Below are 18024 nucleotides of genomic sequence, written 5' to 3' on the forward strand. Positions count from 1 at the left end.
AAAACATGCCGATAGAAATAACCCGCGCTCAGGCTCATGCCCACATTCACCTTCACGCATCGATAAAAACGCCTCCAGACACGCCTCGACTTTCCGGATCCGATGGTCGCCGACCAACAGAGAAACGCACGCATTACTTCCGGCGCGTCGTCGCGGCGCTGGGCATCGCGCTTGCCGCCGCCGGATGCGCGCGTATTGCGGCCGTCGATTCCAATGCGTTATGGAAGATCGTCGATATGCGCTGCGTGCCTTCGCAACAGGCGACCGGCACGCCCGGTCAATGCACGTTCGTGGACCTCGATAAACGCTATGCAATCCTGAAGGATATCGTCGGCCGCTCGCAGTATCTGCTGATTCCAACGGACCGTATCACCGGCATTGAAAGTCCGCTCGTGCTCGCGCCACATGCGCAGGGCTATTGGGCCGACGCGTGGGGCTCACGCGACTACGTGAATCGCTCGGTCAAGCGGACGCTGCGCGACGATCAGTTGGGGCTCGAAATCAACTCTCAATTCCGCCGCTCGCAAAACCAGTTGCATATTCATATCGATTGCATGCGCCGCGATATCAGCGACGCGCTCGCGCGCCACGCGAAAGACGCGCCCGGCGAGTGGCATTGGGACACGCTCGACGGCAACCGTTACCGGGTCATGCGAATTACCGCGCTGAGCGGCACGAGCGATCCGTTTCGCCTCGTTTCGCGCGACAACCGTAACGCCGATGCAATGGCGATGCAAACCATCCTTGTGACGGGTGCGGGACCATCGGCAGAGAAAGACGGCTGGCTAGTCGTGAATAGCGGCCTCGATGCGGACAATGGCAGCGGCTCCGCCGAAGATCTACTCGATCACTCATGCCACGTCGCCGACGCCTCATAGCGGCAGCACATTCGAGAGGCGATCCCGTGCGCGCGCAGGATACGAGCGAGAACGACCTCACCATGGCCGGCGCACGGAGTCCTGATAGCGCGTCAGAATGAAATGCGCTACATCGTTCGAGTGATAGGCCGACACCAGTTGCGCGACCCACGGCTCGCCCCGCTCGGCCTCGCGCACCGCCAGCACGCCCGCGTACGGTGAGCGGGCGTCCTCAATGCCGATGCTGTCGCGTGCAGGATAAAGTCCCGCCCGTTGCGCGCTCTGGCTGTCGATCACGACAATCGTTGCCGCATTCAACGCCGCGATGAGCCGGTCGCGGGGCAGCGCACGCAGCGACAGATTCAGGCGATTACCCGTGACATCCCGCAACGTCGCGTGGAGGCCGGCGCGGTCGTCGAAAGTTAGCAGTGTGTAGTTCTGCAGCAGGACTAGCGCTCGCGCCATGCCTTCCCGGTCGTCAGGAATGACGACGCTCGCGCCACGCCGGATTTGCGCGAGGTTCGTCAGTTGGCGCGAATAGAGCGCCATGGGCAGGGTGACCGTCGTCGCCACCTCATAAAGCGGATAGCCGTGTTTTTTGCGCGACGCTTCAAAGCCTGGGCCGTCTTCGAAGCTCGCGGCGTCGATACGATGCGCGGCAAGCGCCGCGTCGATCTGCGCACCGCTATCGAACGTCACCACTTCGATGTCGAGTCCGCGAGCGGTTGCGACGCGCCGCACTTCGTTCATGATTTCGGCGTGCGTGCCGCGCGTGACGCCGACTTTCACACGCGGTTGCGCGGCATCCGCGAAAACTGTTGCTCCCCACATGGCCGCCGAGCCGATCAATATCGCGCTAATCGCTGCGTGCACAACACGTCGCGGATTCATCCTTTGGTGTCCCGCGAGATGGTCCTAAAACCGATATGCGATGCCGGCAGGTCCGCTTCCTGTTGCTCGCGCGACGACGCCCGGTAGCGCACGCAGTAATCTCGCGAGCAGAGGAAGGAGCCGCCCTTGATGACCATCGGCGTGTCGTGTCTGCGCGTGGGCGGTGCGATTGCCGCGGTATCGCCATTCGTATGCGATTGGTGTTCGCCCGTGTAGACGTCCCTCGTCCACTCCCATGCATTGCCGATCATGTCGTACAGCTTGAATCCGTTGGCCGCATAACAGCCGACGGGCGACAGACCCACATGCTTGTCCTCGTTGGTATTGAGAACGGGGAACACGCCTTGCCAGTAATTTGCGGCGGGCTTGCCGTGCGCATCGCGCGGTGCCGTGTCGAGGTCCGCGCCCTCCTGCCCGCCCTTCGCCGCGTATTCCCATTCGGCCTCGGTCGGCAAGTCGCGGCCGAGCCACCGTGCATACGCGAACGCATCGGCTTGGGTGACGAGCGTCACCGGTTGACTCATCTGCGCGTCGATGTTGCTGCGTTCGCCCGTCGGATGCCGCCACGATGCCCCCTTGACCCAGGTCCACCACGCAAGGTCGCGTGCGTTCATTTCTTCCCGCGTCGGAACGTGGAAGACTGCCGCGCCGCCCTGCTTTTCGGCGTCGGTGACGTAGCCGGTCGCGCGGACGAACGCGGCGAATTGCGCATTCGTCACGTCGGTCTGATCGATCCAGAAACCACCGACGCGCGTAAGGCCGTCGCCCGCAGGCCGCTCGTTTGCATAACCGCGTGTGCTGCCGAGCACGAAGGTGCCGCCGTGCAGATGCACCATGCCGGCCTTCGCGTCGTCGCGCCAGCCGGTGGGCAGACCCGCGTAGCGCTCGCACTGCGCTTCTGAGCCGAGCGGCGCAAGCGGGCGCGCGCGGTTCAGATCGTCGAAACCGGCCGTTCGCGCAGGCCACGCCGCGACCGCGAACGCCACGCAGAAAACGGCGGCGAACAGGCCGCCAAAGCCGGCAAGCGTTCTTGCTCCGATTCTCATGACAGTGGCAATTCCGCTCAGTAGTAGCCGCGCGGCCGCAGCGGTTCGACGCCGCCGACAGTGGACATGTATGCGTTCCACTGTTGCACGAGTCCGTCTATGATCGACGGATTCTGCGCCGCCACGTCTGTTGTCTCGCCTCTGTCCGACGTCATGTCGTACAGCTGCCAGTGGCCATCGACGGGACCGAGCGGCGGCTCCGTCCACAACGCCTTCCATTTGCCGTCGGCGCTGCGCAGATAGCCGCGGCCGTACGCTTCATCGCCGAACGACGCGGTATGCACGGCGCTATTCGACTGGTCGTTCAGAACCGCCAGCAACGACTGCCCCGTAACGGGATACACGTAGCGGTTGTTGTAAACGACCTTGCCCTTGTTCTGATCGACGCCCGTCAGAGAGTTGATCAGCGGCGGCGCCGGTTGCGTCGGCGGCGTGACACCCGCGACGGCGAGGAACGTGGCTGTGTTGTCGGTGACGTGCGTGAAGACACGCAAGGTCGGTTTCTGCACGGTCTGCCCGGGCAAATGCACGATCAACGGCGTCGATACGCCGCCCTCGCCGGAATAGCCCTTGGTCAGACGGAACGGCGCCGCGCTGACTTCGGCCCAGCGCAATCCGTACTGCAAGCGCTTCGCGTTCTGCAGCCCGTTGTCGGTGCCGAGAGTCGAATAGACCGGCTCCGCCGCGTTCGCCGTATCTGTCGCCGTCGGGTCCGCGCCGGAGTCGATCGGCCAGCCTTCGGCCCCGTTGTCCGACTGGAACATGATGAACGTGTTGTCGTACTCGCCGATGTCTTTCAGATGCTGGATCAGCAGGCCGATGTTGTGATCGAGGTTGTCGACCATGCCGGCATAGATTTCCATGTAGCGCGCCTGCGCTTTCTTTTCATCGGCTGACAAACTGGCCCACGACTTGTTCACATTGCCCGGACCGTAGTCGCTATAACCTTGCGCGGCGCTATGGACGGCACTGACGTATTTCGCGTTGACGGTGCCGTTGCCGGCGGTTGCCGGCGTAGCCGCGAGCGTTTCGGGCGCGCCCGCATACGGGTTGAAATCGGCGGGAATGATGCCGAGCGCCTTTTGCCGCGCGATGCGCGCCGCCCGAACCGCGTCGTAGCCGGCGTCGTATTTGCCTGCATACTTGTGCAGGTACGGTTCAGGCACCTGCAACGGCCAATGCGGCGACGTGTACGCCGCATACGCAAAAAACGGCTTGCCGTCGCCTCTGTGCGAATCGATGTACGAGATCAGTCTTTGCGTATAGAAATCGGTCGAATAGAACACGGCCGGGCTGCCGCCCGCGCCGCCCGGTTGTCCCGGCTGACCGGGTTGAACGTACTGCCCGTCTTCGGTGTAGTTCTTCGAGCCGGCAGGCTCGTGTGCAAAGTGATTCGTCGCCGCGCCGCCGAGCAGCGCGTAACTATGCTCGAAGCCCCATTGGTCCGGCGTCTGTCCACTGCCCGTCGCGCTGCCCACAATGCCCGAGCCGATATGCCACTTGCCCGCCATGTACGTGTGATAGCCGGCGTCCTTGAGTAGTTGTGCGACCGATAGCGCGCGATCGTTCAGATAGCCTTCGTAGCCGGGCAGACCTTTGCGTTCGTCCGTGGGCGCACCCATCGTGCCCTCGCCGACCAGGTGGTGGTCGGTGCCGGAAATCAGCATCGCTCGCGTGATCGCGCAAACCGTGCCCGTGTGATGGTTCGTCAGAATGCGCCCGGATTGCACGAGCGCATCGAGATTCGGCGTGTCGACGTCGCCGCCGAACGCATGGATGTCCGAGTAGCCCAGATCGTCCGCCATGATGTACAAAATATTCGGGCGTTTCGCGGCGACCGGCGTGACAGCCGGCGGTGTTGGAGAAACCTCGCCGGAACACGATGCAAACGCAACGATACTGGCAACGGCGGCACCGAGTGCCCGCAGCCTGGGAATGGTGGTGAACGCCGCCGGATGCGAACTCGAGCTTTTCATTGTTGTATCGGCCGTGGTTGTCTGAGCGCGAGATGGTAGCAACCGGTAATTCGCCGTCCAACCAAGGTTTAGTGAAAAGCTAGAGACGTTCTGTGCTAAAGGATCGTTGTGTGTTTGCGGCTGTGTATAGCGGCTGTGTTGCTTGCGACTGCGGGTATCAGTGGTAAGTAGTCGTGGACGACTGCAGTTTCGTCAGCACGCCGCGTCTGAACGCGAACCAGCCTTGTGAACCTTGCATCACGACTTCCTCGCCTTGCCAGAACACGCGTTTGACCGTCATACGCGCGGCAACGCGCTGCACAAGTGCAGGACGGTGGCGAAAGTCGTATAGCACCGGACCCGAATCGGTCTGCACGAGCATGCGTCTGACCGCATCATTTGCGTTGCCCACGTCGTCGAAATGCGTGAGCGTATTCGCGCCGAAACGATCGAACACTTCGGTGTCGAGCATCGCCGTGAAATCATGCCCTGCGCGAACGAATTGCAGTTTGCCCGACGGCGTATCGAGCGGACCCGAATCGTTGCTTTGCGCATGAACGCCAGTCGCTAAAGAGGTGGCTGCGAGCGCAGCAACTAGTAGTCGTCTCATGTTGCCTTTGTCCAGAGTGACAGCACTCATCGGTCAGCCAGATCGCCAACCGCGCTATCGCCGCTGCGGATGTTCAAGAAAGAATCGCAGCATTTCCGCGCTCGCGTCGGGACCCGCGGGATCTGTATAGCTGCCCCGCGCATTGCCGCCGGCCCATGCGTGCGGGGCGCCGTGAATGGTCCACAGTTCTGCGTCGATACCGTCCGCTGACACGAGTCGCGAGACGGTACACGCGCGTCCGCCTGCATCGGTCCGACGCTGTTCGCCGTCGCCATGCGGCCGCGCGGAGAAGCCGTCGACGAGTTGCGCCGCATTGCGTATGTTAACCGTGGAGTCGGCGTCTCCATGAAAGACGATCAGCGGCCGCTTCGGTAACGAGGCGGTACCGTGCGCGGCGCGCCGTGCCTGTACCGGACGCTTGCCGCCTTTCATCGCTGCGAGTGCGGACGGAAGATCGTGCGCGCATCGTGCCGGAAGACCTGAATGCACGCCGGCCGCCGCATAGAGTTCCGGATATTCGGCAACCATGATCGCCGCCATTGCGCCACCGGCCGAGAGCCCCGCAACGTACACGCGCGCGGGATCGACGTTCTGCTCCGCAATGATCTCGCGCGTGATGCCAGCGATCAACGAGGGCTCGCCGCGTTCGCATTGCTGGTCAGCAGGCTTGAACCAGTTCCAGCATTTCGACGGATTGGCCTGCTGCGGCTGCTCCGGATAAGCGACCAAAAATCGATGCCGCTCCGCAAGAGCGTTCATCTGTGTGCCCGCGGCGAAGTCGTCGGCGTTCTGTGTGCAACCGTGCAGCATGACGATCAACGGAAGCGGCTCGCCCTGGCTTTCCGCCGGCACATACAGCCGATATTGCCGGCGACCGGCGGCGTTCGAAAACGCGTGCGTGCTGAAGTGTCCCCGGTCCTGGATATCGGCGCGGGCTTCGCGCGCATTGAACGTCTCGGCGTGCTTTGTCGCCGGTCGCTCGAACGGAACGGTGAACGCTTCCGGCGTGGCATGCCAGGGCGCTGATCCATGCGTAGAGCCCTCGGCGTTGCCGCCCAGAGCACGTTGTATTGCTTCAGTAGCTTCGGCGGGTCCACGGGTGCGCAGCAAGGTCATTGCTTCGCGCATCGAGGTCAAAAAACCTTCATCGAGTTTCATTTGTTTTGTCCGGTAATCGTGTTTGAGTGTCGTGCGTCGGGCAGTTAGCGGATTCTGCCGGCGAGCGCCGTCTTGACCGCAGCGGATGCGTGAAACGCTCCGAGCACGACAACGCTGTCAATGGTGGCGAGCGCGAGTTCGGGGGTGACATCGGCAGCAATGCTCGCCAGTCCGAGCACCTGGATCGTGAGACGCTGATGCGCCGCACGCACCGCCTCGAGATCCTCTCGCGAAAAATGCTGTAGCCCGAGCACCAGCGCGCGGCGGCTCACGGTCTCCTGAACAACCTGCGCGTGCAGCGCAAGCTGGTTGCGGATAGCCGTGCGGATCAGGTCGGTCCGGTTGGAATAGAAGCCTTCCTGCACCAGCAGGTCGATTTGCCCCAAGTCAACGGGGCCGAGGTTGATCGTGATTTTTTCCGACTCGCCGCCCTTCGGGCGACTCGCGAGATTCGCTACAGAGTTTTCCATGTTTCCATCCCTTCACCATCCAATGGGATGGTTATAGACTTCTTTTAAGTGCGCCGCAACATGAAAATTGGGGGCCATTACGTTCGTGGCGGCCACGCGCGGTCGTTGCGCGGCGCTGTGTAGACCAGCGTTACGCGCCGCGTTTAGATGATCAGTGGGGAATTTGCTTCGACGTCTTACCCTGCGAAACACGCAGGCCGTGCACGGGTCAACTGAAAAACCGCGCCCAAGCCGCGCGGATGCGCCGCCCGCGATCTTCGAAGAGATATGAGCCGCCCAGCGCGAACAGACCCGAGACGACGCCCGTCAACACGTGCTCGACGACGGGGATGCGGTAACGACTCGGATGCGAATACGCGTCGCCGATCGCTGTCAGGCAGCCGACGACCAGTGCATTGCCGTATCGGTGCGCATAGAGTTTCCTCGCCGGTGTGAAAGTCAGCAGTACGGCGAGCACGCCGGTGAATAGTCCCGTCTGCAGTGCAATCGCCCAATGCGCGAGGCTCAGCAGATTGCCCAAACTCCCGGGCATGCACGTCATACATGCGCTGGTCGGCTGCCAGAATCGCCGGACGAAGAGCCTGAGTCGTTGCTTCCATTCGACTAACATGATGTGTTTCCGATCGATGCCCCGTCGCGGACGCTAGCTGCCTATCATCGGCACTCTCTTCACACGTTTTGGCTCCGCCCATTCGCCGGATGAGCAGCAGGCGGCGTACCGCTCATGACGATTCGCTTGCCTGCCGCCGAACTGACACAGTAACCAGAATACGGCCGAAAGAATATGCCGGGAGGCGGGGGCTCGGTGGCGAACGCGTGTCCATCACATAACGATATGCGCTGTGCGACCGGTTCGCTAACGCGTTTCGCCACTACCCGCCCCTTCACCGTTCCGCCGCCCACGCATCACTCTCCGTCAACCGCCGACTACTGACTCAAGCCAAGCATCTCGTGCACGGCATCACGATAGGTCCGCAACGGCCGTCCCAGCATCTTCGAGAGCTCGTCCACTGCATTGTCGCCCGCGCGCATACCGTGGCGCTGGATGCCAGCCATCATCAGGCGCATGTCGTAGGCCAGCCAGTCGGGCCCATTTCCCGCCAGTTGCTGCTCGAAACCGTCCAGGTCGTCGCCCGCGTAGCGGATTTCGCGCTGCAACGCTTCGCTCCAGATGCGCGCGACCGAGTCGCCGGTCAACGCTTCAGGGCCGACAACTTCGAGCGTGCGGCCGGGCAGTGCATCGGGTGCGCGGTGCCGCGCCAGCAGTTCGGCGGCGGCGGTGTCGGCGATGTCCCGCACGTCGACCATGTTCACGCCAGCGTGGCCGATAGGCATCGGATAAATGCCGTGGCTCTCGACGACGGATTTGATGCGCTCGTCGTTCTGTATGAAGTAGGCGGGACGCAGGATGGTCGCGGGCATGTCGAGGCTTTGGATCATCCGCTCGACGGTGTGCTTGCCTGTGAAATGAGGCACATTGGTATAGAGGTCGGCGTGAATCACTGACAGATAGACGATGCGCTCGATGCCCGCATCTCGCGCCAGGTTCAACGTGACGAGTGCCTGCGTGACTTCATCCGGGACGACCGCGTTGAGCAGAAACAGCGTGCGCACCGACGACAAGGCCGCGCGCATCGAACTCACACTGCTCATGTCCCCGACGACTTCCGCCACGCCCGACGGAAGCGCCGTCTTACCCGGCGCTCGAACCAGCGCTTTGACTTCGACGCCGCTTGAAGCGAGGCGCTGGACGATCTGCATACCTACGGTGCCCGATGCACCGGTGACGAGAATACTCATGATTTGCTCCAATTCTGGAAAGTCGATTTAAAGGAAAAAATCCGCCACGGCTTTGCCGACCTGTGGCTGGGTCCGATTGCGTTCGATCGCCGTGGGAAGTTCTTCGAAGCGCACGACGGCGCCGACCTTCGACTGCAAACGCCCGTGCGTCACGTCGTCGGCGATCTCTTGCAGCCGCGCGGCATCCGGCGTGTTCACGAACCACAAGCCGCGACGGCCGGCCGGTGTGCTCGCCAGAATGTCCGGCGACGCGGTGCTCACGACGACCCCATCTGCCGCAAGCACGGACCACGAGCGGGCAAGCACGTCGCCGCCGACATAGTCGAGAACAAGGTCGACGCTGCTTACCGCAGTTTCGAACTGCTGCTGGTCGTAGGCGATTACGCGGTCCGCGCCGAGGCTACGGACGTAGTCCACATCGCTGTTCAGGGCGGTCGCAAACACCTCGGCGCCGGCCTGATGCGCGTACTGCACCGCGAATCCGCCCAGACCGCCGGCCGCGCCCTGAATCAGGATGCGCTGTCCGGCACGTATCGGTCCGGCGAAGTTAAGGCTTTGCCACGCGGCCACCGCTGCGACCGGTAACGCTGCCGCCTCCACGAAGCTCATCGAGTCGGGCATCGTGGCGAGGTTGGCCGCGTTCACCGCCACCAGTTCGGCGTAGGCGCCCAGCGCGCCCGGCGCACCCATTACGCGGTCGCCTTTGCGCAACCGGGTGACGCCGGGGCCCACTTCTTCCACGACGCCCGCCAGTTCAATGCCGAGAACGGTCGGCAACTCCAGCGGAAAAGCGTCCCTCACATAACCCTCCCGAACCTTCCAATCCAGTCCATTGACACCGGCCGCATGCACGCGGACGAGAACCTGGCCCGCTTCCGCCAGCGGTGCGGCGACGGAAGAAATCGTGATGGCGTCGGGGCCGCCGTATCCAGTCAGGACGACTGCGCGAACGTTGTTCATAAGAAACTCCTTTGAGCGTTTGGTTGGCTACACCCCAACAATAAGGAGTTTCACATTCAAAACAAAGATCATAAAATAGAGACTAGCCGCATCACTATTGAGACACTATGGACCTGAACGCGCTGGACGACTTTCAACTCGTGGCCGCTCACGGCGGTTTTGGCAAAGCGAGCCGCGCCAGCGGCCGTTCCAAAGCCACGCTGTCGCGCCGCGTCGCCGATCTCGAAGAAGCGTTGGGCGTTCGGCTCATCGAGCGAGGCACTCGTAGTCTGGAGTTGACCGAGGCCGGCCAGTTGCTGCTGACCCGAACCGAAGGGCCGATGCACGAGGTAGCCGAAGCAGTCGCGGCGGCACGAGACGGGCTCGCCACGCCGCGAGGCCGCCTACGCGTCGCGGCACCGCTACTGTTTTCGCAGATGGCGCTCGGGCGGCTCGCCGCTCAGTTCCTTGCCAGCTATCCCGAAGTGCAGCTCGAAGTGGTCGCAGACGACCGCCCCGTCGATCTCGTCGACGAACATTTCGACGCGGCCATCCGCATCAATCCACATAGCGACAGCACATTGGTCGGCAGGTGCTTCGCCAAGGACCGGCTGGTACTTGCCGCCGCGCCATCGGTTCAAATGCCGCAGGGCAGCGGCGATAAACCGTTTCCGGTTCCCGCCGTCGTCATGCCGAGCTATCGCGACGGAGATGTCTGGTCTGTCCGCAATGGTCAATTCACTGTCGAGCCGCAACCTGTTCTACGGCTGTCTTCACTGTTGATGGTTCGCGACGCCATAGCCGCCGGAGCCGGGGCGGCCATGTTGCCGGAGTCGATCATCGGCGGTCTGCTTGAGGACGGCAAACTGGTGACATGGGGAATCGCGGGCAACGACGTCGAGCTTTGGGTCCTGCACACGTCCCGTCGTTTGCAGAGCCCCAAAGTGCGGGCCTTCGTGGAGTTCATGTGCAGCCAGTATCCAGAAGGATCGTTCACCATTCCGACAACGTGAATTTGCCCGGGTCGTTGCCCCGTCGCAGTTAGGCCGGATCCTGGCCGCCCTTACCCGTTGCGGCGAAAATGCAATCCTGAACAAATTGGTTCTGACGCGGCGCATGGCTCGGTAGGATCGCTTCAAACATGCATCCGACCGACTCAGCCGATGGCGATATACCTCGACGACACGCAACGCAAAGCCATCGCAAGGCTGGCAACGAGTTGGACCTGGCGCACGCAATGGCCAACGTGGCTACTGATCGTCGCGATTTACGGCGGATGGTTCGGCGTTGCAACCCACGCGCGCGTGCTCGGCATGCCGCTGACCGCAGCCCTGCTCGCGTTGGTGAGCGCGTGGTACATGTCGCTGCAACACGAACTGCTCCACGGCCACCCGACAGGCTCACCGCGCGTGAACGCATTGTTTGGCTTCGCGCCGCTGGCCGTGTGGTTTCCGTATCGCGTCTATCGCGAGTCGCATCTTCAGCATCATGACGACCCGCATTTGACGCAGCCCGGGCGCGATCCGGAGAGCTATTTCGTCGATGCTCGTGTGTGGCACCGCGCAGGCTGGGCAATGCGCGCGCTGCTTACCTGGCGCAATACGTTTGTAGGCCGCCTGGTGGTGGGACCGGCGTTTGCGATTGCGGCGACCGGCGTCGATGCATTACGCAAGGTGAAGCTCGGCGACTGGCGCGACGTGCCCGCCTGGCTCGCGCACTTGATCGCATTGGCCGCGCTCACCGCGTGGCTGCACTACGTGTGCTCTATTCCGGCGTGGGTATTCATCGTCGGCGTGGGGTATGGGTCGATGTCGCTCGGCTCGATTCGTTCATTCCGCGAGCACCGCACCGCCGACGATTCCGAACATCGCACGGTTTTGAACGAGGCGGCCCTCTTCTGGCGGCTGCTCTTTTTGAATAACAATTTCCATCTGGTTCATCACGACTTGCCGCATGTGCCGTGGTTCGCGCTGAAAACTGTCTATCAAGCATCCCGCGAACAATACATCGAGCGATCCGGGGGTTTTCTGGTCGCCGGTTATGGCGAATGGCTCACGCTCCACGCGTTCGCGCCGGCCGAGAACCCGGTGCATGAGGCATCGCGCCGCTTCGAGCCTGTATCGACGGAAGCCGAACTTACGTAGGCAACACGCGGTTCGAAACTCCCAGTCGCTGCTTTGCCCGAGCGCGCGGGGCGCCGCTGCGCGCCGGCGGCACAACATCCGCGAGCAGTTCGTCATGCAGGCCACGCAAGACTTCCACGAACGCCAAAGCTAGGCGCTCCCGCGGCCTGTGCGGCGGAAACAGCAGATAGGTCTGAAAGCGCGTGGCCGGCACGAACGGGCGAATGGCGATGTCCGGCCCGGCATAGTCGCGCGCGACGATTGGATGCGCGAGCGTCACGCCCATGCCGTGACGTACCATCTCGCAGCACATTGCCGTGTATTGCGCCTCGATTGCCAGCACGCGCTGCACGCCCGCGCGCAGGAACACTTCGTCCATCAACGCGCGCGTGCCGTCACCGTGACAAAGCGAGATGAACGACTCGCCCTCCAGGTCCTCCGGCTTGATGATGCGTTTTGCCGCGAGCCGATGCGCAGCCGGCATCACGCAAACGGCGGCCACGTCCGATAGCTGCTCGACCTCGCAATCGGATGCCTCGCTCACGTATACCGCTACGCCCAGGTCGCAAAACTGCGAAGCCGTCCAATGGTTGACCGTGGCCGACGTGTTCACATGGAGCGACACGGTCACGTCGGGAAATAGCTCGACAAAGCGTTTGATCGCATGCGGCACCAGCGTCATGCCCGCCGAAGGCATGGCTGCGATGCGCAAACGTCCGCTGCCGAGGTTGCGAATCTGCGCGGCCGCATTCGCCAACCCCTGCAAGCCGACGAAAGCGCGTTCGACTTCGCGAAAGAACGCCTCGCCCTCGCTCGTCGGAATCAGGCGCACGCCGCTGCGCTGAAAAAGTTGCAAACCGGTATCGCGCTCCAGTTGCGCGATGAGGCGGCTCACGTTCGGCTGCGAGGTGAATAGAGCCTTGGCTGCGGCGGTCATCGACCCCGACACCATCACCGCGCGAAACGCCTCGATGTGCTTGAGATTCATACGTGTTTTCCCCAGGCTAGTACGCGCCAATCCATATCATCCATGCATGGATAGGTATTTTATTCGTATTGGACGACATGACCAGCCGGCGCGACACTGCTTTTCACCGACGGGCAGCGAAGCCCGCCCCCACACATCGGAACTGGAGATCGTCGTCATGAAAAGAGCGTTGCATCGCCGTCTGTCCGCCCCGTCCCACACCGCAATCGCGGCCGTTTCCTTCGCCTTGAGCCTCGCCGCGCCGCTTCTCGCGCAAGCCGAGACCACTCTTTATGTCGCCAACGTAGGTGGTTCGAACGAGCAGGTCTACCGGCAAAAAATCATTCCGGCGTTCGAAAAGGCACATAACGTCAAGATCGTCTACGTCGCGGGTAATTCGAGCGATACGCTCGCCAAACTCCAGGCGCAGAAAGGTCACCAGCAAATCAACGTCGCGGTGATGGACGACGGCCCCATGTATCAGGCGATGCAATTGAATCTGTGCGCAAAGCTCGACGACGCGCCCGTGATGCAGGACGTCTACCCGCTCGCGAGGCTCGGCCCCACGGCGATAGGCGTCGGCATGGTCGCAACGGGCATTGGCTACAACGAAGAAGCATTCAAAAAGGCTGGCTTGCCGCCGCCCGACTCGTGGAAGTCGCTCACGGACAGTCGTATCAAAGGCAAGCTTGGCGTACCGCCGATCACCAACACGTACGGCCTGCACACGCTCGTGATGCTCGCGCGTCTGTCCGGCGGCGGCGAGAAAAATATCGATCCGGGCTTTGCCGCAATGACGAAACAGGTCGCGCCGAACGTGCTGTCCTGGGCGCCGACGCCCGGCGAGATGGACGGCCATATGCAATCCGGCGACGTGATTCTCGCGCCGTATGGCAGTGGCCGCGCGGTGGCGTTGCAGAACACCGGCTTTCCGCTGAAATTCATCTACCCGAAGGAAGGCGCGGTCGCGTTGCAGGTAGCGGCGTGCGTCGTCGCCGAGAATGCGCAGCCGCAGTTGTCGCAGCAGTTCGTGCAATACCTGTTGAGCCCGGAAGTGCAAACCGTTCAGGCGCAAGGCATCGGTCTCGGCCCGGTCAACAAGACGGTGAAGCTGACGCCGGAAATCGCCGCCCGCGTGCCCTATGGTCCCGATCAGATCTCGAAGCTGACCTCGATGGACTGGGCGACCATCAACCAGCATCGCACGGAATGGACGGAGCGCTGGAACCGTTCGGTCGAGCGCTGATGCGCGGCACCGGCAAGTCCCTCGCGCGGCGCGCGATCTGATGAAGGAGCGAGGCGTATGGCCTTCCTGACTCTGCAAGGCATATCGAAACGCTACGGCGATTTCACCGCGATCGAGCACATCGATCTGGACGTCGAACGCGGCGAGCTGCTTGCGCTGCTCGGCCCGTCCGGCTGCGGCAAGACCACCACGCTGCAGATGGTCGCCGGGTTCGTCTCGCCGACCACCGGCCGCATTCTGCTCGATGGCCGCGACATCACGAACGAGCGTCCTGAGAAGCGCGGCATCGGCGTCGTGTTCCAGAGCTACGCCCTGTTTCCGCACATGACGGTGGCAGGCAACGTCGGCTTCGGGCTGGAGATGCGCAAGGTCAGGCGCAAGGAGCGCGAAGAGCGTGTTGCCGAAGCGCTCTCTCTAGTGCGCCTCAAAGGCCTCGGGCATCGCTATCCGAAGGAACTGTCGGGCGGCCAGCGCCAACGCGTCGCGATTGCACGCGCCATTGCCATGGAACCCGAACTGCTGCTGCTCGACGAGCCGATGTCCAATCTCGACGCCAAGCTGCGCGAAGAGATGCACATCGAACTACGCGCGATCCAGAAGCGCCTCGGCATCACGACGATTCTGGTCACGCACGACCAGGTCGAGGCGATGACGATGAGCGATCGGATCGCCGTCATGCATCGCGGCGTCATTGCGCAACTGAGCACGCCCTACGACGCCTACGAGCGCCCCGCCACGCCCTTCGCGTCCACGTTCCTCGGCCGCACCAACGCGTTCTCCGGCGAGGTGTTGCGCCGTAATCCACGTTGCGCCGAGGTCGACGTCGCGGGCACGACACTGCATGTGCCGCACGAAGGCCGCCATGTGGACGGCGCAGTGCATGTGTATATCCGGCCGGAGAAAGTACACCTTGCCAACGGCGATGCCCGGCTGCGCGGGCGCATCGCGACGCGTGTGTTCGTCGGCAATCAGTGGCTGCTCGAGGTAGACACCGAGCTCGGCAAGCTGCGGGTCGCGCAGCCGAACCACGGTGCGCCGCCACCCGAGGAAGGTCATGAAGTGGGCCTCGCATGGACCGACGACGACCTGCGCGTGCTGACGCAAGACAGTTCGGAGGGCGCTCATGGCCACGCTTGACGACGATCGCCCCGGCGCCGCGCCGTGGTTGCTGTCGGGGCCGGCGCTGCTGCTCTTTGTCGGTCTCCTGCTGGTGCCGCTGCTGCTCACACTGATGCTGTCGTTCCGCGTGTTCAGCGATACGGCCGGCGTCACCGCAGCCTATACGCTCACGAACTACTGGGAAGTGGTCAGCGACCCGTACTACGGCACGATCTTCCTGCGCACCGCGGGTTTGGCCTTCGCCGTCACGCTGCTGTCCATCGTGCTCGGCGTGCCCGAGACCATCGTGCTCGCACGGATGAAGCGTCCGTGGCAGTCGCTGTGTCTGCTGGTCGTACTGGGTCCTCTGCTCATTTCGGTGGTGGTGCGCACGCTCGGCTGGCAGATTCTGCTCGGTAATAACGGTGTGCTCAACAATGTGCTCCAGTCGCTGCACGTCACCAGCGAGCCGATCCGTCTGGTATTCACCATGACGGGCATGATCATCGCGCTCACTCACGTGCTCGTGCCGTTCATGGTGATGTCGGTCTGGGCAACCATGCAGAAGCTCGACCCGCAAGTGGAATGGGCAGGCCGCTCGCTCGGCGGCTCGCCGTTCGCGGTATTTCGCCGCGTGGTGCTGCCGCAGATCATGCCGGGCGTGCTGTCGGGCTCGATCATCGTGTTCGCGCTGTCGGCATCCGCTTTCGCCACGCCTGCGCTGATCGGCGGGCGACGCCTGAAGGTAGTCGCCACCGCCGCCTACGACGAATTCCTGGGCACGCTCAACTGGCCCCTCGGCGCGAGCATCGCCGTGCTGCTGCTGATCGCCAACGTGGCCATCGTGATGGGCTGCAGTCGAGTCGCCGAACGCCGTTTCCGGCACATCTTCGATTGAGCGAAGGAGAGCGATCATGAAACAGAACGGCATTCTCGGGCTCGTCTACAACGCATTTTTCCTGAGCTTCATTCTTGCGCCCCTCGTCGTGGTGATGCTCGTCGCTTTCACTGACAAGGGCTTTATCTCGATGCCGTTCGACGGCGCGTCGCTGCGCTGGTTTCGCGCGATCATCGAGAACGGCGACATTGTCTCGGCCTTCTGGCTATCGGTGCGGCTTGCGTTCGCGGCCGCGACCATCGGCGTGCTGCTCGCGGTGCCCGCCGCGCTCGCCATCGCGCGCTATCGCTTTCCTGGCCGCGCCGCGCTCACGAGCTTCTTTCTTTCACCGATGATGATTCCCGCCGTCGTGCTCGGCATCGCGTTTCTGCGCTTTCTGTCGCTGCTGCATCTGTCCGGCTCGTTCTGGTCGCTGGTGTGCGCGCATGTGGTCATCGTGCTGCCGTATGCGCTGCGTCTCGCGTTGTCGTCGGCAGTCGGGCTCGATCGCGATGCACAACGCGCCGCGCTCTCCTGCGGGGCAAGCCGCTTCACCGCGTTTCGCCGCGTGGTCCTGCCGATGATCCGCACCGGCGTAGCGGGCGGTTGGGTGCTCTCGTTCATCCAGAGTTTCGACGAACTCACGATGACCATCTTCGTCGCAACACCGGGCACAACCACCCTGCCCGTCGCCATGTACAACCAGATCGCGCAGACGATCGATCCGCTCGTCGCTTCGGTGTCGGCGGTGCTGATCGTGGGCACGGTCCTGCTGATGGTCCTGCTCGATCGCATGGTCGGACTGGACCGCATTCTGATCGGAGAAGCGCAATGACATTGACAAGCACCGCCGCGAGTCCCGATATGCTCGCGGACGTGGTCGTCATAGGCGGCGGCCTCGTGGGTTCGGCCGTGGCCTACGGACTCGCTCGCGAAGGCGCGCGCGTAACCGTGCTGGACGAGGACGACGGCGGCTTTCGCGCGTCACGCGGCAATTTCGGCCTTGTCTGGATCCAGGGCAAGGGTTATGGCCTGTCTCCATATGCACGCTGGTCGCGCAGTTCGGCCACGCGCTGGCCGCAACTCGCGCTGGCGCTGCGGGACGAGAGCGGCATAGACGTCGCGCTAAAGCAGCCGGGCGGCTTCCATTTCTGCTTCAACGACGAAGAACTCGCCGAACGCGACAAGCGCCTCTCTACCCTGCAAGCCGAACTGGGCGATTACCCGTATCAGATGCTCGATGCCGCCGAAGTCCGCGCGCGCATTCCGCAAGTCGGGCCTGCAGTAATCGGCGCGAGTTACACGCCGATGGACGGCCACGTGAACCCGCTCAAGCTGTTGCGCGCGCTGCATACCGCAATGCAGGCTCGTGGCGTGCGCCTCGTGTCGAGCGAGCGGGCGCAGCGCATCGAGCCGCAAGCGCACGGCTTCGTCGTGCACGGGAAACGCGGGACCTATCGAGCTGCAAAGGTCGTGCTTGCGGCGGGACTCGGCAATCGCGCGCTCGCGCCGTTCGTCGGGCTCGACGCGCCGGTCGCGCCCAATCGCGGCCAGGTGCTGGTGAGCGAGCGTGTTGCGCCGTTTCTCCACTATCCGACGCTCAACGTGCGCCAGACCGACGAGGGCAGCCTGCAGTTCGGCGATTCGATGGAAGAAGTCGGCTTCGACGATTTCACGACTACGCATGTGCTTGCCGACATCGCCCGGCGTGGCGTGCGTGCATTCCCGATGCTGCAACACGTGCGGCTTGTGCGCATGTGGGCCGCGTTGCGCGTCTACAGTCCCGACGGCTTTCCGATCTACGACCAGTCCCAGGCGCATCCCGGCGCGTTCGTCGTCACTTGCCATAGCGGCGTGACGCTGGCGGCCGCGCATGCGCTGCGCGTCGCGCCGTGGATCATGGGCGCGCCGATGCCCGGCGAACTGCCCACCTTCTCCGCGCGACGCTTCGAGCACGCGCGAGAGCTGATTCCCGCACATTGAATTC

The 18024-nt window shown here is 63.1% G+C and carries 18 protein-coding genes; 8 read left to right on the plus strand and 10 right to left on the minus strand.

Annotated elements, in window-relative coordinates; all coding sequences use genetic code 11:
- The first annotated feature begins 5 nt into the window (after positions 1-5).
- Positions 6-878 (plus strand): CDP-diacylglycerol diphosphatase, encoded by an 873-nt coding sequence (locus BCA01S_RS04380; RefSeq protein WP_244145956.1) that lies wholly within the window; start codon positions 6-8, stop codon positions 876-878.
- Between the two features lie 57 nt (positions 879-935).
- Here the strand turns inward: BCA01S_RS04380 and BCA01S_RS04385 are convergent, their stop codons facing one another.
- The 9 genes from BCA01S_RS04385 to BCA01S_RS04425 form a co-directional block, all read right to left on the minus strand.
- On the minus strand, positions 936-1748 hold the full coding sequence (locus BCA01S_RS04385) for a MetQ/NlpA family lipoprotein (protein ID WP_027775869.1): 813 nt from the start codon (positions 1746-1748) through the stop codon (positions 936-938).
- Positions 1745-2794 carry a formylglycine-generating enzyme family protein gene (locus BCA01S_RS04390; RefSeq protein WP_027775870.1) on the minus strand — a complete coding sequence of 350 codons (1050 nt, stop codon included), beginning with the start codon at positions 2792-2794 and terminating at the stop codon, positions 1745-1747. Before BCA01S_RS04390 ends, BCA01S_RS04385 begins: the two co-directional genes overlap by 4 nt.
- 17 nt (positions 2795-2811) lie before the next feature.
- Complete coding sequence (locus BCA01S_RS04395) at positions 2812-4770, minus strand: arylsulfatase (protein WP_027775871.1); 1959 nt, start codon at positions 4768-4770, stop codon at positions 2812-2814.
- A 157-nt stretch (positions 4771-4927) separates the two neighbouring features.
- Entirely contained in the window at positions 4928-5359 is a 432-nt protein-coding gene (locus BCA01S_RS04400; protein ID WP_027775872.1) for a hypothetical protein, read from the minus strand.
- A 54-nt stretch (positions 5360-5413) separates the two neighbouring features.
- Positions 5414-6517, minus strand: a complete 1104-nt coding sequence (locus BCA01S_RS04405; protein WP_027775873.1) for an extracellular catalytic domain type 1 short-chain-length polyhydroxyalkanoate depolymerase — start codon at positions 6515-6517, stop codon at positions 5414-5416.
- 44 nt (positions 6518-6561) lie between these two features.
- Entirely contained in the window at positions 6562-6987 is a 426-nt protein-coding gene (locus tag BCA01S_RS04410) for a ribbon-helix-helix domain-containing protein (RefSeq protein WP_027775874.1), read from the minus strand.
- A gap of 208 nt (positions 6988-7195) precedes the next feature.
- On the minus strand, positions 7196-7597 hold the full coding sequence (locus BCA01S_RS04415; RefSeq protein WP_027775875.1) for a hypothetical protein: 402 nt from the start codon (positions 7595-7597) through the stop codon (positions 7196-7198).
- Positions 7598-7914: 317 nt separating this feature from the next.
- Complete coding sequence (locus BCA01S_RS04420; RefSeq protein WP_027775876.1) at positions 7915-8787, minus strand: SDR family oxidoreductase; 873 nt, start codon at positions 8785-8787, stop codon at positions 7915-7917.
- Positions 8788-8814: 27 nt separating this feature from the next.
- Positions 8815-9747: an NADP-dependent oxidoreductase gene (locus BCA01S_RS04425; protein WP_027775877.1), complete on the minus strand. Its 933-nt coding sequence runs from the start codon at positions 9745-9747 to the stop codon at positions 8815-8817.
- Between the two features lie 107 nt (positions 9748-9854).
- On the opposite strand from BCA01S_RS04425, the gene BCA01S_RS04430 reads away from it, so the two are divergent.
- On the plus strand, positions 9855-10739 hold the full coding sequence (locus tag BCA01S_RS04430; RefSeq protein ID WP_027775878.1) for a LysR family transcriptional regulator: 885 nt from the start codon (positions 9855-9857) through the stop codon (positions 10737-10739).
- Between the two features lie 150 nt (positions 10740-10889).
- Positions 10890-11870 carry a fatty acid desaturase gene (locus BCA01S_RS34450; RefSeq protein ID WP_042317962.1) on the plus strand — a complete coding sequence of 327 codons (981 nt, stop codon included), beginning with the start codon at positions 10890-10892 and terminating at the stop codon, positions 11868-11870.
- On the opposite strand, the gene BCA01S_RS04440 is transcribed toward BCA01S_RS34450, so the two are convergent.
- Positions 11863-12837 (minus strand): LysR substrate-binding domain-containing protein, encoded by a 975-nt coding sequence (locus BCA01S_RS04440; RefSeq protein ID WP_027775879.1) that lies wholly within the window; start codon positions 12835-12837, stop codon positions 11863-11865. The genes BCA01S_RS34450 and BCA01S_RS04440 overlap by 8 nt on opposite strands.
- A 157-nt stretch (positions 12838-12994) precedes the next feature.
- Here BCA01S_RS04440 and BCA01S_RS04445 point away from each other — a divergent pair, with 157 nt between their 5' ends.
- The 5 genes from BCA01S_RS04445 to BCA01S_RS04465 are packed head-to-tail and all read left to right on the plus strand — an operon-like array spanning position 12995 to position 18020.
- On the plus strand, positions 12995-14062 hold the full coding sequence (locus BCA01S_RS04445; RefSeq protein ID WP_020066283.1) for an ABC transporter substrate-binding protein: 1068 nt from the start codon (positions 12995-12997) through the stop codon (positions 14060-14062).
- Between the two features lie 57 nt (positions 14063-14119).
- Positions 14120-15199, plus strand: a complete 1080-nt coding sequence (locus tag BCA01S_RS04450; protein WP_027775880.1) for an ABC transporter ATP-binding protein — start codon at positions 14120-14122, stop codon at positions 15197-15199.
- Entirely contained in the window at positions 15186-16058 is an 873-nt protein-coding gene (locus BCA01S_RS04455) for an ABC transporter permease (protein WP_027775881.1), read from the plus strand. Before BCA01S_RS04450 ends, BCA01S_RS04455 begins: the two co-directional genes overlap by 14 nt.
- Positions 16059-16074: 16 nt before the next feature.
- On the plus strand, positions 16075-16872 hold the full coding sequence (locus BCA01S_RS04460) for an ABC transporter permease (RefSeq protein ID WP_020066286.1): 798 nt from the start codon (positions 16075-16077) through the stop codon (positions 16870-16872).
- The gene (locus BCA01S_RS04465; protein ID WP_027775882.1) at positions 16869-18020 is read left to right on the plus strand and encodes an NAD(P)/FAD-dependent oxidoreductase; all 1152 of its coding nucleotides are present in this window, start codon (positions 16869-16871) and stop codon (positions 18018-18020) included. Before BCA01S_RS04460 ends, BCA01S_RS04465 begins: the two co-directional genes overlap by 4 nt.
- The last annotated feature ends 4 nt before the right edge of the window (positions 18021-18024 follow it).

The sequence above is a fragment of the Paraburkholderia caledonica NBRC 102488 genome, from assembly GCF_000685095.1.
Taxonomy (GTDB): Bacteria; Pseudomonadota; Gammaproteobacteria; order Burkholderiales; family Burkholderiaceae; genus Paraburkholderia; species Paraburkholderia caledonica.